The organism is Paenibacillus sp. KS-LC4, from assembly GCF_036894955.1.
Lineage (GTDB): Bacteria > Bacillota > Bacilli > Paenibacillales > Paenibacillaceae > Pristimantibacillus.
Genome location: NZ_CP145905.1, coordinates 4320528 through 4333041, shown reverse-complemented (window position 1 = coordinate 4333041; position 12514 = coordinate 4320528). Strand labels below are relative to the sequence as shown.

The 12514-nt window shown below is 47.3% G+C and carries 16 protein-coding genes and 1 tRNA gene; 13 read left to right on the top strand and 4 right to left on the bottom strand.

Annotated elements, in window-relative coordinates:
* Nucleotides 1-111: 111 nt before the first annotated feature.
* The 3 genes from V5J77_RS18260 to V5J77_RS18250 are packed head-to-tail and all read left to right on the top strand — an operon-like array spanning nucleotide 112 to nucleotide 2107.
* The gene (locus V5J77_RS18260) at nucleotides 112-909 is read left to right on the top strand and encodes an MntP/YtaF family protein (protein WP_338552236.1); all 798 of its coding nucleotides are present in this window, start codon (nucleotides 112-114) and stop codon (nucleotides 907-909) included.
* Between the two features lie 17 nt (nucleotides 910-926).
* The gene (gene coaE / locus V5J77_RS18255; RefSeq protein ID WP_338552234.1) at nucleotides 927-1526 is read left to right on the top strand and encodes a dephospho-CoA kinase; all 600 of its coding nucleotides are present in this window, start codon (nucleotides 927-929) and stop codon (nucleotides 1524-1526) included.
* 38 nt (nucleotides 1527-1564) lie between these two features.
* Nucleotides 1565-2107: a lytic transglycosylase domain-containing protein gene (locus V5J77_RS18250; RefSeq protein ID WP_338552233.1), complete on the top strand. Its 543-nt coding sequence runs from the start codon at nucleotides 1565-1567 to the stop codon at nucleotides 2105-2107.
* 76 nt (nucleotides 2108-2183) lie between these two features.
* On the opposite strand, the gene V5J77_RS18245 is transcribed toward V5J77_RS18250, so the two are convergent.
* Nucleotides 2184-2402, bottom strand: coding sequence for an alpha/beta-type small acid-soluble spore protein (locus V5J77_RS18245; protein WP_046230244.1), 219 nt, complete (start codon nucleotides 2400-2402; stop codon nucleotides 2184-2186).
* 110 nt (nucleotides 2403-2512) lie between these two features.
* Here V5J77_RS18245 and nrdR point away from each other — a divergent pair, with 110 nt between their 5' ends.
* The 7 genes from nrdR to V5J77_RS18210 all read left to right on the top strand — a co-directional run bounded on the left by nrdR (nucleotide 2513) and on the right by V5J77_RS18210 (nucleotide 7052).
* Nucleotides 2513-2992: a transcriptional regulator NrdR gene (nrdR, locus tag V5J77_RS18240; protein ID WP_338552231.1), complete on the top strand. Its 480-nt coding sequence runs from the start codon at nucleotides 2513-2515 to the stop codon at nucleotides 2990-2992.
* A 185-nt stretch (nucleotides 2993-3177) separates the two neighbouring features.
* A complete protein-coding gene (locus tag V5J77_RS18235) occupies nucleotides 3178-3624 on the top strand; it encodes a GNAT family N-acetyltransferase (RefSeq protein ID WP_338552230.1) in 447 nt (148 codons plus the stop codon).
* A 155-nt stretch (nucleotides 3625-3779) separates the two neighbouring features.
* A complete protein-coding gene (gene hxlA, locus V5J77_RS18230; RefSeq protein WP_338552229.1) occupies nucleotides 3780-4412 on the top strand; it encodes a 3-hexulose-6-phosphate synthase in 633 nt (210 codons plus the stop codon).
* A gap of 5 nt (nucleotides 4413-4417) precedes the next feature.
* Nucleotides 4418-4975 carry a 6-phospho-3-hexuloisomerase gene (hxlB, locus tag V5J77_RS18225; protein WP_338552228.1) on the top strand — a complete coding sequence of 186 codons (558 nt, stop codon included), beginning with the start codon at nucleotides 4418-4420 and terminating at the stop codon, nucleotides 4973-4975.
* A 65-nt stretch (nucleotides 4976-5040) separates the two neighbouring features.
* Nucleotides 5041-5394 carry a helix-turn-helix domain-containing protein gene (locus V5J77_RS18220; protein ID WP_046230239.1) on the top strand — a complete coding sequence of 118 codons (354 nt, stop codon included), beginning with the start codon at nucleotides 5041-5043 and terminating at the stop codon, nucleotides 5392-5394.
* 225 nt (nucleotides 5395-5619) lie between these two features.
* A complete protein-coding gene (locus V5J77_RS18215; RefSeq protein ID WP_338552226.1) occupies nucleotides 5620-5991 on the top strand; it encodes a MarR family transcriptional regulator in 372 nt (123 codons plus the stop codon).
* A 50-nt stretch (nucleotides 5992-6041) separates the two neighbouring features.
* Nucleotides 6042-7052, top strand: coding sequence for an LLM class flavin-dependent oxidoreductase (locus V5J77_RS18210; protein ID WP_338552224.1), 1011 nt, complete (start codon nucleotides 6042-6044; stop codon nucleotides 7050-7052).
* Nucleotides 7053-7298: 246 nt separating this feature from the next.
* Here V5J77_RS18210 and V5J77_RS18205 read toward each other — a convergent pair whose 3' ends face one another.
* Nucleotides 7299-8267 (bottom strand): aldo/keto reductase, encoded by a 969-nt coding sequence (locus V5J77_RS18205; protein WP_338552223.1) that lies wholly within the window; start codon nucleotides 8265-8267, stop codon nucleotides 7299-7301.
* Nucleotides 8268-8435: 168 nt separating this feature from the next.
* Between V5J77_RS18205 and V5J77_RS18200 the strand changes: the two genes are divergently transcribed.
* Nucleotides 8436-9107: a TetR/AcrR family transcriptional regulator gene (locus tag V5J77_RS18200; protein ID WP_338552222.1), complete on the top strand. Its 672-nt coding sequence runs from the start codon at nucleotides 8436-8438 to the stop codon at nucleotides 9105-9107.
* Between the two features lie 103 nt (nucleotides 9108-9210).
* On the opposite strand, the gene V5J77_RS18195 is transcribed toward V5J77_RS18200, so the two are convergent.
* Complete coding sequence (locus V5J77_RS18195; RefSeq protein ID WP_338552221.1) at nucleotides 9211-10734, bottom strand: MFS transporter; 1524 nt, start codon at nucleotides 10732-10734, stop codon at nucleotides 9211-9213.
* Between the two features lie 235 nt (nucleotides 10735-10969).
* Between V5J77_RS18195 and V5J77_RS18190 the strand changes: the two genes are divergently transcribed.
* Nucleotides 10970-11422, top strand: a complete 453-nt coding sequence (locus V5J77_RS18190) for an Lrp/AsnC family transcriptional regulator (RefSeq protein WP_338552220.1) — start codon at nucleotides 10970-10972, stop codon at nucleotides 11420-11422.
* 359 nt (nucleotides 11423-11781) lie between these two features.
* Here V5J77_RS18190 and V5J77_RS18185 read toward each other — a convergent pair.
* Nucleotides 11782-11854, bottom strand: a tRNA-Ala gene (locus V5J77_RS18185).
* A gap of 208 nt (nucleotides 11855-12062) precedes the next feature.
* On the opposite strand from V5J77_RS18185, the gene V5J77_RS18180 reads away from it, so the two are divergent.
* Entirely contained in the window at nucleotides 12063-12488 is a 426-nt protein-coding gene (locus tag V5J77_RS18180) for a DMT family transporter (protein ID WP_338552219.1), read from the top strand.
* The last annotated feature ends 26 nt before the right edge of the window (nucleotides 12489-12514 follow it).

Sequence of the window (12514 nt, the reverse complement as noted above, 5' to 3'; positions counted from 1 at the left end):
AGCCATTCACCCCAGGCATACTGCTGCATATGCTGTTTATTGTGATGAACAATAGGCAGATGCCCTGTAGGTTGTAATCGGGGCGCCTGCATGTGCAGGGAGTGACGAGGGTTGGCTTTGCATCTGGTTTCGTTGATCGTGCTCGCTTTTGCTGTGAGCGTGGACGGCTTCGGCGTTGGCATAACGTATGGTTTGCGCCGTATTCGCATTCCGTTGCTGTCTGTGCTAATTATCGCTTGCTGCTCAGGCTTAATCATTTTATTGTCGATGCAGCTAGGCAGTGTTATTGCAAAATATTTGTCGCCAGGCGCGGCAAGCCTGATTGGCGCCATCGTGCTGATGGGCATTGGCTGCTGGGCGCTGCTCCAGCTGCGGCGTAATCGTCATGAAAGCAAGAAGGTGGATGCGGACCATGCATCCGCAGCTTCTCGTAATAGCCTCCTGTTGCCAGAGGAGCGCTCAGGTCTGCTTGGTGCAGAGATGACCGCTGCGACCGCTGAGCAGGAAGCAGAAGCAGCCTCCACAGCTTCGGGGATCTCCGCAGCAGCGGCGGAGGCCAGCCATCCGGTGCTTGTTGTCATGGTTGAGCTAAAGCGCATTGGGCTTGTCATTCAGATTTTGCGAGCGCCGCAGGCTGCGGACGTCGATAAGTCGGGCACTATATCCGCCTCTGAGGCGATCATGCTCGGCGTAGCGCTGTCACTCGATGCCTTCGGTGCGGGAATCGGGGCTGCGATGATTGGATTGCCTGCCTTGCTGACAGCGATTGTAATCGCTGCGGCTAGTGCATTATTTTTGCTAGGGGGCATTAGCTTCGGCTTTCGCTTCTCACATTGGAGGGGCATGCAGGCGCTTGCGGTACTGCCAGGCATTCTGCTTATAATGATTGGAATATCAAAGCTGCTGTAAGGATGAGGTGGAAGGGCATGAGGATCGGATTAACCGGCGGCATTGCTACTGGAAAAAGCACCGTTGCCCAGCTATTAGTGGAGCTCGGAGCGCTGCTGGTGGATGCCGATCAGGTAGCAAGAGAAGTTGTTTTGCCAGGGGAGCCCGCTCTAGCGGCGGTCGCCTCTGCGTTCGGACAAGCTGTGTTACATAAGAACGGTACACTTGATCGGGCAGCGCTCGGCCAAATCGTATTTAATAACAAAGCGAAGCTAGGGCAGCTAGAAGCCATTTTGCATCCGGCGATTAGGGCTACGATGCAGCAGCGAATGGCTGATTATGAACGTCAGCATCAGGACGCGCTGATCGTTGCGGATATTCCGCTGCTGTATGAGACGGAGCAAGAGCATTTGTATGAAGGCGTACTCGTTGTGTACGTGCCGGAGCACATCCAATTGGAGCGCCTGATGGCGCGAAACAACATAGATGAGCACGAAGCAAGGCGGCGCATAGGGCTTCAAATGGGTATGGAAGAGAAGAAGCGCAGAGCAACCTGGGTCATCGACAACAGCGGAACGCTCGTGCAGACGAGGCAGCAGGTTCAAGAGTTTTGGAAGAGCAAGGCTTATACATGCTGAGGGCCAAGAGAAGAAAGGTCGCTCGGAGAAGGCTGTTTTTGCTATTATTTCTAATCATTGTTGTCATTATTGTCGCTCAACCGGCATGGCTGCTCAAAAAGCTCTATCCCATTGATTATAAGGCGGACATTCGGGCAAGCGCCATTAGCTATAAGGTAGATCCGCATTTGGTGGCGGCTATTATAAGGGCGGAGACGAATTTCCAGACGGGAATGGTTTCGAAGAAGGGTGCGCTGGGGCTGATGCAAATTATGCCAACCACGGCCGAATGGATCGTCGAGAAGGCGGGCTTCGAGCAGGTTGATGAGGAGACGCTGCGCAATCGCGCTGACGTGAGCATCGAGCTGGGGGTGTGGTATCTGGCCTCGCTTCACAAACAATTTGACGAAAATAATATCGTTGTCATTGCTGCCTATAATGCAGGTCCAGGTAAGGTCCGGCAATGGCTCGATTCGGGGGAATGGAACGGCACGCTCGAAGATGCTGGAAAAATTCCATATAAAGAAACACGCGATTATGTACAAAAGGTCGTGAAGTATTATAATAAGTACAAAGACCTATACCCGGAGCTTGAGCCGTAAACAGGAAGAAGCTTTGGCTGCCCGTCACTTCAGGACTTAAGCAGCCAAAGCTGTCTGTTATTACAAGAGCTATTTATTAATGGGAGCCCCCTGCAAGGGATTGCTCAGCGATTTGTACCAGGCGGCGGGTAATGTACCCTCCGATGGAACCAGCGTCCTTTGTAGCCATGTTACCATAGTAACCGTCTTGTGGAATCGCGATTCCAAGCTCTTGAGCAACCTCGAATTTCATTTGGTCGAGTGCTGCTGTCGCTTGTGGTACAACCAGTTGGTTGCTGCTGCGGTTTGCGCTCATGTGTGTTCACCTCCTCGCGGTTGGTAAAAGTATTATGTGCGAAAATCCGAACTTCATTACAGGAATTGTATGGAAATTTTTAAAGTTAGCGTAGAGAGGAGGAAAAGAGTATGAAGTGTCCGTATTGTGACTATTCCGGAACGAAGGTGCTGGACTCGCGTCCCGCTAACGAGAACAAGTCCATTCGTCGCCGCCGGGAATGCGAGAAATGCAAAAGCCGCTTCACGACGTTTGAAATGATTGAGGAAACGCCGCTGGTTGTCATCAAAAAGGATGGCAGCCGCGAAGAGTTCAGCCGTGATAAAATTTTGCGTGGTTTAATTCGTGCATGCGAGAAGCGCCCGGTTCCCGCAGAGAGGCTGGAGGTAGTTGTTTCCGAGGTGGAGAAGGAGCTGCGAACGACTGCACATGCTGAAGTGGAGAGCCGTGATATTGGCGAGCTGGTGATGGGTCAGCTTTATCCGGTTGATGAAGTCGCTTATGTTCGTTTTGCTTCTGTATATCGGCAGTTCAAGGATATTGATATGTTCATGAAGGAGCTCAGCAGTCTGCTGTCAAAGGATAGCTCAACGAATGGAATGAAGGACTAAGTCTGAATGAAAGCTGATGCGGCTTAGCTTCCAAATCAGTGGCTTGAATAGATTAGCGAAAACAGCGTCGATCAAGGCGTTGTTTTTTTGCGTTGGAAGGAGTTTAACAATAGCAAGAAGATCGTTTTGAATATTTTTTCGTTTACATGTATAATTATTCATTGTTGAAAGGGAGGCTTTTTTATATGTCATTTATGATTAGGCTGGCGGAAAACAAGGATAAAAGCAGCTTGACCGATTTAATGCACGACTATATCGTAGGATTTTATCAAAACCCTTGGCCAGGCACGATGGAAATTCACCAACTCATGGAGCAACTGCTGGAGAAGCAGGGCGGTATTCAATTCGTTGTAGAGAAGGAGCAGCAGTTGATTGGCTTTGCTACGTTATATTTTACGATAAGTACGATGAAGGCAGCGCGGATTACACTGATGAATGATTTTTTTCTGCTGGAGCCGTATCGGGATACGGAAGTGGAGGAAGAGCTATTTTTGACATGCAGATCGTACACACAGGAGCAAGGCTTTGCTCATATGTTCTGGATCACGTCTCCCCAGAATACGCGAGCGCAGCAATTTTTTGATAAAATGGGAGCGTCCCAAGGCAGCTGGATGAACTATTCTATCGTCTAACTATTGCCTAGAAGGCTTGATAAACCACAATAGTATCCTTCAAGTAACTACACCACTTTCAAGTGCGTACTTCCTCAAATGTCGGAAAGGAACTAGACTAGAACCTGTAGCAAGGTTCACTATTTCCAACATTTGATGAAGGAGTGTGCGTATACATGGAATTGCAATTGGCGCTTGATTTGGTAAACATTGAGGAAGCAAAGGTTTTGGTCAAAGAGGTTGAGTCGTTTATTGATATCGTTGAAATCGGAACGCCTATCGTCATTAACGAGGGGCTGCATGCGGTAAAAGCGATTAAAGAAGCTTTCCCTAACCTGAAAGTATTGGCCGATCTGAAAATTATGGATGCAGGCGGTTATGAAGTAATGAAAGCTTCCGAGGCTGGCGCTGACATCATTACGGTGCTTGGTGTTTCTGACGACTCGACGATTAGAGGGGCAGTTGAAGAGGCGCGTAAGCAAGGCAACAAAATTATGGTCGATATGATCAATGTGAAGGACATTGAAGCGCGTGCAGCGGAAATTGATGCGCTTGGGGTAGACTATATTTGTGTCCATTCCGGCTATGATCACCAAGCGGAAGGCAAAAACTCCTTCGAAGAGCTGGCAGCGATTAAGCGTGTTGTTAAGCAAGCCAAAACAGCAATCGCAGGCGGCATCAAAATCGATACGCTGCAAGAGGTGATCTCCGCTAATCCTGATCTTGTTATCGTAGGCGGCGGTATTACAGGTGCTGAAAATAAATCCGCAACTGCATCGCAAATGCAGCAGTGGATCAAACAGGCCTAAAGCTGATGCGTATTAGTCAGCTTGCAGGTGAAATCGTTCAAGAGCTGGAGCGGCTGACGCAGCTCATTCCAGATGAGGCCGCTGGCGAGCTGGCAGATGCGATTATGCGCGCTCCGCGTGTTTTCGTTTCAGGCGCTGGGCGGTCAGGTCTGATGGGCAAAGCGTTTGCTATGCGGCTTGTGCATATGGGCTTTGATGCTTATGTCGCTGGCGAGACGGTGACGCGCGCACTGGGCAAAGACGACGTACTTGTGCTAGGCTCAGGCTCAGGCGGGACGAGCAGCCTCATTGCAATGGCACATAAAGCAGAGGAGCTCGGCGGCAAGCTTGCCGTCATTACAACGAATTTAGAATCGGTGCTTGGACGCATGGCGCATATCGTTGTACCTTTGCAGGCGGCGGCGAAGGAAGAGCAGGATGGCGGCAAGCAAACGGTGCAGCCAATGGCTTCTCTTTTTGAGCAGGGACTTCTTATTTTCTATGACGCGGTTATACTAAGCCTAATGGAGAAGAAGGGCCTTACCGGCAACACGATGTACAGCAACCATGCGAATTTGGAGTAGCTGCTGGCGCTCAGCGTAGCTGGAAGCTGCTTCATCATGTATACTGGGAGGGAGGGGGAATGATTATGGCTCAGGAATTAAAGGAACGTATTAATTTACGTGAAATCAACTGCGAGAAGGAGCTTACGCTGGCCGTCATTGGAGGCAAGTGGAAGCTGATTATATTATGGCATCTTGGTCTTGAAGGAACGAAGCGTTTCAGCGAGCTGAAGAAAATGATTCCCCATATTACCCAGAAAATGCTGACGAATCAGCTCCGCGAGCTGGAGGAGGATTTGCTGGTTGAGCGCAAGGTGTATGCGGAGGTTCCGCCGCGGGTGGAATATACGTTAACGGCTTATGGCGAAAGCCTAATGCCAGTGCTGCGCATGATGTATGATTGGGGCAAAAACTACGGCGAGGAAGTCGTATGGAAATAGCAGCAAAATCGCATAGGAGGGCTGGGGTTAGGGGCAGAGTGTGCTTCTGACCTCAGCCTTTTTTGGTTTGAAAATCTTTGGCTTGAGAAAACGATTTGAATTTCTCAGCAGCGTATTTTATAATAGTTGATACATCAATTGATATATCAATCACTTGCGAGGGAGAGGTTTGGAATCGACAAGGCGTGCTCTGACAAAGACCAGCTCATGTATGGGCTGCACATATTGGCAAAGGAAATGGGACAGGTTTTTTCCTCGTCTGTGAAAACAAGCTGCACGAAGCTGGAAATCCTGTGTCATATCCACAGCCGTACGGAGATGAATCAGCTGGAGCTGCAAACCTTACTCGGTGTAGATGCTGCGGCTGTAACTAGACATCTCAGAGATTTGAAGGAGCAGCAACTGATCTTTAGCCGCAAAAACGAGAACGATAAGCGGAATATTATTGTTGCTTTGACTCCCCAAGGAGAGTCAGAATTAACCGAGCTGACGCGGAGGAAAGAACTGTTCCTGGATAAGATGACGAGAGATTTTTCGGATGAGGAATTAAAGGTAATGACTTCGTTTATAGCACGGATTTCAAGCAATCTCAAATAAAATAACATTGAATTAACGTTTTTCTAAATTAGAAGGAGGTTTTTATAAGCATGGCAATTCATGATATAGCATTATCTTTATTAGACTATACGCTTGTTGTTGAAGGAGGAACGGCTGCCCGTTCCTTCCGCGAAGCCGTTGAGCTGGCTAGACATGCGGAGCAATGGGGTTATCGGCGCTACTGGGTATCCGAGCATCATAATATGCAGGGAATTGCCAGCTCTGCTACTTCCATCATTATTGGACATGTAGCTGCGCATACGAACAACATTCGAGTAGGCTCAGGCGGCATCATGCTGCCTAATCATGCGCCGCTCGCAGTTGCGGAGCAGTTCGGAACGTTGGAATCTCTCTTCCCGGGGCGGATTGATCTGGGGCTTGGCCGAGCGTCGGGATCGGACCAGCCTGCGGTAAGGGCACTTCGAAGAGGGCTGCATAGTGATGGCAGCCAATTTCCAGAGCAATTGCATGAACTGCGCTCCTATTTTAATCCAGCTTTAGGTGGTGCAGTGCCAGGTGTGAAGGCGTATCCGGGAGTAGGCTTGGATATCCCGATCTGGCTGCTGGGATCAAGCGGATTCAGCGCAGAGCTGGCAGGGCAGCTAGGACTGCCATTTGTGTTCGCCAGCCATTTTGCACCAGACTATTTACTGCCGGCACTAGAGCTGTATCATCGCAGCTTCCGACCATCGCAGGTGCTTGACAGTCCATATGTTATGGTCAGTGTGAATGTGGTTGTTGCTGATACCGATGAGGAAGCAAAAAGGCTCTTCACGTCACAGGAGCAGCAGATGCTTAATTTGGTACGCGGTCGCGACAGCAAATTAATGCCGCCAGTAGATCATATGGACCAGCTGTGGAATGAGCAGGAGAAGGCGACAATTCGTGATAAAATGCTGCGGTATTCTGCGATCGGCAGTCCTGATACGGTTAAGGCTAAGCTTGATTCCATTATTAAGCAAACGAGGGCTAATGAGCTGATGGCGACCTCCCAGTTGTACGATCAGCAAGCGCGACTCCGGTCGTTGGAGCTGCTTGCCCAGCTTTATGCAAACGGATAGGAATGTGCTCAATCATTCCTTGTCTTCCTTGTCATGAATAGGATAGATTACTTTTTTTAAAATATAACTGTGCTTAAAAATTCACAGTAATGCAGGGAATAGACTTCCCATTCCTTCTCTCGAACAAGCATGTGGAGTTGGAGCTGACAAATGCTAGGCATGAGGGATACTAATGAAAAGCGGCGCCTTAATTAAACTTGATTAAGGTGCCGCTTTGATTTCTATTGTTATTCAGCTAAATTATGCTTAATAACGGTCTCCAAAGGTGCTGCCAGCAGGAGCAATTTCATTCAATCGGTCTAGCTCCTCTGCTGTTAAGCGGATGGACAAGGCCTCTGAATTTTGCTGTAAATACTTCACTCGCTTCGTACCTGGAATCGGAACAATGTCGTTTCCTTGTGCCGTTACCCATGCCAGCGCGATTTGGGCTGGTGTCACTCCCTTTTGCTGAGCGATCAGCTGTATTCCTTGGACGATCGTATTATTTTTTTCAAAGGCTTCTTCTGAAAAGCGGGGATTATGCATGCGCCAGTCATCCTGCGCCAGCTGGCTTCGACTTGAGAGAGTGCCTGTCAAAAAGCCTCTTCCAAGTGGACTATAGGGGACAAAACCGACACCTAATTCTCTGCAAGCCTGTAGTATACCGAGCTCAGGCTCTCTGGACCATAAGGAATATTCGGTTTGCACGGCTGAAATGGGAAAAACAGCGTGTGCATCGGTCAATTGCTCACGGGTTACTTCTGAAAGCCCTAGATAACGGACCTTTCCTTCCTTTACGAGCTCAGCCATAGCTCCAACCGTCTCTGTAATCGGAACATTCGGATCGGCCCTATGCAGGTAATACAGATCAATATAGTCTGTCCCTAAACGCTGCAAGCTAGCTTCACAGGCCTCCTTCACATATTGCGCCTTTCCATTGTATCCGAGGCTCTGTGTCTTATTGCGTAATAAGCCAAATTTGGTTGCAATCTGCACGGAATGACGGTGCGGTCCTAATCCTTTGCCAACTAGCTTTTCATTTACCCCAATGCCATCCTCATCATAACCGTAAATATCCGCCGTATCAAAAAATGTAAGGCCTAGCTCCAGAGCATAATTCAACGTGCTTAAAGACTCCGACTCATCCGTTGCCCCATAAAATTCGGACATGCCCATACATCCTAAGCCTAAACGGGATACTTGCAGTCCTTGCTTACCCAATGCCAGCTTCTCCATAGTGTTTAAGCCTCCTTTTTATTTTACAGCTCATGAAAATAACAATAGCACGCATAATGCTAAAAAGTAAACTAAAAAGTCTTTAAAAGTTTAATTTGTATAAAGTGTTCATGTTTTTGAACAATTGGGTTATAATTTTAAGCAGGAAAAAATAGGAGGCTTTACCCGATGGACACGAAATCCCAAGCATTGGAGAAGAGAAAAAAAACGATCCAAAAGCTTATTATAAAAATCATACCCGTCATTCAAAAAAACGGATTTTCTACGCTGAAAATGGACGATGCAGCTAAATATATGGATATAAGCAAGGCGACCATGTATAAGTATTTTGCTTCCAAGGATGAAATTATTGAAGCAGTTGTAGACCGCTACGTAGCATATATTTCGGAAATGGTGCAGGCGTGGTCTCAGACCGATACTAGGTCCTATGTCCATTCCTTTGATAAAGTGTTCCAGCAGTCTTTGCTGATAGCGGTGTACTTGTCGGATATATTTTTGCAGGAGCTGGGCAGCCTTTATCCTGAACTGTATGATAGGCTTTCAAATGAGGTTGAGGTACGTAATGAGCAGGTGTGCGCGTTTTTTGACAGCGGGATGAGCAATGATGTATTTCAGCGTTTGAACCCGGTCCTTCTCCTCATTCAAATGGATACGATGCTCAGGAAAATGATTGATCAGAAGCTGCTGATGCTCCATCATTTGTCGCTGAAGCAGGCGTTGTCCGATTATTATGAAGTCATGCGACACCAAATTCTGAAGACTGAATTCATTAGCTTAGAGCATAATTCGGAGATGGATTTATTTTTGAATCAGATGGTTCAAAAATTGTCGCGGCAATAGAGGAGGGGGAGATCCCCCCCCCCTAGCAAATTATACAATTAAGAATGGAGCAAAGCTCATTAGCAGCTCTGCACGCAATGGGAAGAGTGCTGGTCTTCACACGCTACTTTTGCAACAATGATTTCTTTGGTCCAAAAATCATAAAACTGATTACGCCCAACACACACACGCCAATACCACCGTAGAGCATCACCAAGCCAAATCCGTTCACAAGAGCCGCGTGGATCACAGATCCGGGTACGGATATTTCTGGAAAATCATAATTAAGATTCGTAGTATTTCCAGCGGCTATTTTCTCGGCCAAAGTCCGCAATTGCGTTACATCGAGAGTTCCAGGAAGAACTCGCTTCAAATAGGATAGGATGCCTGCCTGCAAAATGAATCCCATTACGGCGATGTTAATGGCTAGACTGATCAATCTAGCACTCGTGTCTATGCCGGAGGCCATGCCTGCACGATTACTCGGAACCGAGCCAGTGGTCGTGTTTGTCACAGGCGTGTTGGTTAAGCCGAGCCCGATGCCAGCGAGCAGGGAACCCGGGAGCATGGTCAACCAGCTAGAGTGATCAACGCCACTGCCAAATTTCATCAAAATGAAGCCTATGCCAATGATGAACAGACCCGATGGGATGACTATGCCTGGCTGATAACGTAGCGAAAGGCGCTCTGCCACAGGTGGAAGCACCAGAGTAGGCAGCGTATAAGCCAAGAGAGAAAGTCCAGCTGTCACAGCGCTGTAACCAAGGCCGCTCTGGTAATAGATAGGCAGATAGATCATGAACGGCCAGAAACTGAAATTCATGCCGACAGAGCCAAAGAGGGCACCGGAAAAATGGCGTATTCTGAATACAGAAAAGTCGAACATCGGATGGGTGCTGAGCTTTTCCGCAAACAGAAATATTATGAAGCATACTGCCGTTGCAACAAGTATGCTAATGCCAGCTATGCTGGTAAAGCCAAGCTCCGGCCCTTGTGTGATAAAATATGCCAGGCCAAAAACGGTCAATGAAAGCGTGACGATGCCGATAATGTCCAGCTTTTTCGACTGCGGATCGCTGGACTCCTGTATGCTGCCTAAAACAAAGAGCAAAGTAAGGATGGTCAGCGGGACGTGGACTAGGAAAACCCAATGCCAATTGGAAACGGCCACAATCATGCCGCCAATAATGGGCCCAAAACCGAGACCAATACCAAACACGATCCCCCATGCGCCAAAGGCTTTACTTCGTTCCTTTCCTTCCTTAAACTGATGCGAAAGAATGGCTATCTGGCAAATCAGCATCGCTCCAGCGCCCACGCCTTGAAGAAATCGGCTAATGATTAGAATCGTCGAGCTTTGTGCCAAGCCACAAATCAAGGATGTAATGCCGAACAAGACGAGGCTAATAATAAAAATACGCTTCCTTCCAAACCGGTCAGCCAGCGTTCCAACGGCCATCAGAACGGTTGTACTAGCAATCGTATAGGCGTTCATAATCCATTGCATATCCTTGAGATTTCCATGCAACACCTTTTCCAAGGTTGGCAGTATAACTGGCACGCTGGAAATTTCGAGACCGAACATTAGCGCGGACAAACATATAGCAGCTAATGCGATTATATTTTTGCTGGAGTGATAGGACATCATTGAGAGTTCCCTCCAAGCTTAGGTTTGATATCCGTATCCACCTTATTTAAATCGTATTTACTCAATGTTACCATCCTCTCTAGCTTTTCAAATATCAATCACCCTATTGGCGTGAAGTAATTATATAATTAAAATCATTCATTTTACATAACACAATCCATGCATTATGATAATTATACAAACTAATTAAATGTATTTTTCTAAAACACCTTAAAATTAAAGGAGGACATTCGAAGTGGATCAAGTCGACAAACAAATTCTCTTCTATCTTCAAAATCAGGCAAGGATTTCAATGACAGAGCTGGGTAAGTGCGTGGGTTTGTCCCAACCCGCTGTAACGGAACGAGTCAGAAGAATGGAGGAAAAGGGAATTATCGAGGAGTATCGCACCGTCATTTCTCCTGAAAAAATCGGGAAGCCTGCGGCAGCCTATATGTTGTTTCGGACTAGAGACTGTCTGGCCTTTCTTGATTTTGTCCGTGCATCTCCACAGGTTGCCGAATGCCATCGTATAAGCGGAGAACACAGTTATTTAATAAAAGTCGTGACCGAATCGACGCGTGCTCTTGAGGACTTTGGCAATCAGTGCGATAAGTATGGAACGTATACGATCCTGATTGTCATGTCTTCACCGATTGATCATAGACCTCTCATTCCTTCTCTCGAAGAAGCATGCCAAATTGATTAATACTTTCAAATATTGTAGGACTATCTATTGAAGAATTAAAAGCTTAACTCGATCACACTAATTAAAAAACCCTCCAATGGAGGGTTTAATGTGCGCAAGATATGGAGCCTAGTGGGATTTGCATCGTCTAACTCGCCAATCCAACATGGGATGTCCGAATCTTTGATTAAAGAGCTGACGAAGCCAACTCGACGAGGACTTTTAGCGGTAGATTCAGACGCCGTGCTCGTTCGTTTGATGCTGTTTCTTCGTAGCATCCCAACCACTTCCTCCGCGCGGACGGAAGCCCCGGGGTTCGCCCCCTGAGCAGTCCATACAAAAAAACGCCACCACGTGATGTGGTGACGTTCCTTTTTGTATGGAGCCTAGGGGGATCGAACCCCTGACCTCATCGCTGCCAGCGATGCGCTCTCCCAGCTGAGCTAAGGCCCCGTGTGACACTTTTCTTATTATACATATAACCAGCATTCCGCGCAACATAATTAGAAGCATTGGATTGGAATATTTTTGCTTATGAGAGGGCTGCTTCTAATAAATGTTCATCGCAAGGAGCTTTTTTCTCATTTGGGACATATGTCCTTTCCAATATGCAGCGTTGTGCCGTTTAATTAAGGAAACGAAGCGGACGGGGAGAGCGATCATGAAGGGCATTTTGTTTGCAATATTAGGCGGGGTTAGTATTACGTTGCAGGGAATAGCAAATACCAGAATTAGCGGAAGCCTTGGAACGTGGCAGGCCACCACACTTACCCAATTTACCGGATTTATTGTAGCTTTGATTATTATGATGTTTGTAGGTGCTGGAAAATGGCGGGAGTTTCAGCAGGTGAAGCCTATCTATTTGGCAGGCGGCTCTTTTGCAGCTATTATTATTTTCAGTAATGTAACGGCTATTCAACAGATTGGCGTCACACTAATGGTAGCGATGGTGCTGATCGCCCAACTCGGCATGACGGTTGTCATTGAGATGAATGGATTTTTTGGAATAAAAAAGCAAAAAATAAATGGGGCACAATTGCTCGGCATTGGCATGATGATTTGCGGTGTTTTTTTATTAAAAGGCTGATGCCGAATGCGAGCTGAGCTGTGAAA

Bases quoted from the DNA above. Each gene is read 5' to 3' on its own strand.
- coaE (WP_338552234.1), top strand. From the start codon at position 927: ATGAGGATCGGATTAACCGGCGGCATTGCTACTGGAAAAAGCACCGTT.
- V5J77_RS18245 (WP_046230244.1), bottom strand. From the start codon at position 2,402: ATGAGCGCAAACCGCAGCAGCAACCAACTGGTTGTACCACAAGCGACA.
- nrdR (WP_338552231.1), top strand. From the start codon at position 2,513: ATGAAGTGTCCGTATTGTGACTATTCCGGAACGAAGGTGCTGGACTCG.
- V5J77_RS18235 (WP_338552230.1), top strand. From the start codon at position 3,178: ATGTCATTTATGATTAGGCTGGCGGAAAACAAGGATAAAAGCAGCTTG.
- hxlA (WP_338552229.1), top strand. From the start codon at position 3,780: ATGGAATTGCAATTGGCGCTTGATTTGGTAAACATTGAGGAAGCAAAG.
- hxlB (WP_338552228.1), top strand. From the start codon at position 4,418: ATGCGTATTAGTCAGCTTGCAGGTGAAATCGTTCAAGAGCTGGAGCGG.
- V5J77_RS18220 (WP_046230239.1), top strand. From the start codon at position 5,041: ATGGCTCAGGAATTAAAGGAACGTATTAATTTACGTGAAATCAACTGC.
- V5J77_RS18210 (WP_338552224.1), top strand. From the start codon at position 6,042: ATGGCAATTCATGATATAGCATTATCTTTATTAGACTATACGCTTGTT.
- V5J77_RS18205 (WP_338552223.1), bottom strand. From the start codon at position 8,267: ATGGAGAAGCTGGCATTGGGTAAGCAAGGACTGCAAGTATCCCGTTTA.
- V5J77_RS18200 (WP_338552222.1), top strand. From the start codon at position 8,436: ATGGACACGAAATCCCAAGCATTGGAGAAGAGAAAAAAAACGATCCAA.
- V5J77_RS18195 (WP_338552221.1), bottom strand. From the start codon at position 10,734: ATGATGTCCTATCACTCCAGCAAAAATATAATCGCATTAGCTGCTATA.
- V5J77_RS18180 (WP_338552219.1), top strand. From the start codon at position 12,063: ATGAAGGGCATTTTGTTTGCAATATTAGGCGGGGTTAGTATTACGTTG.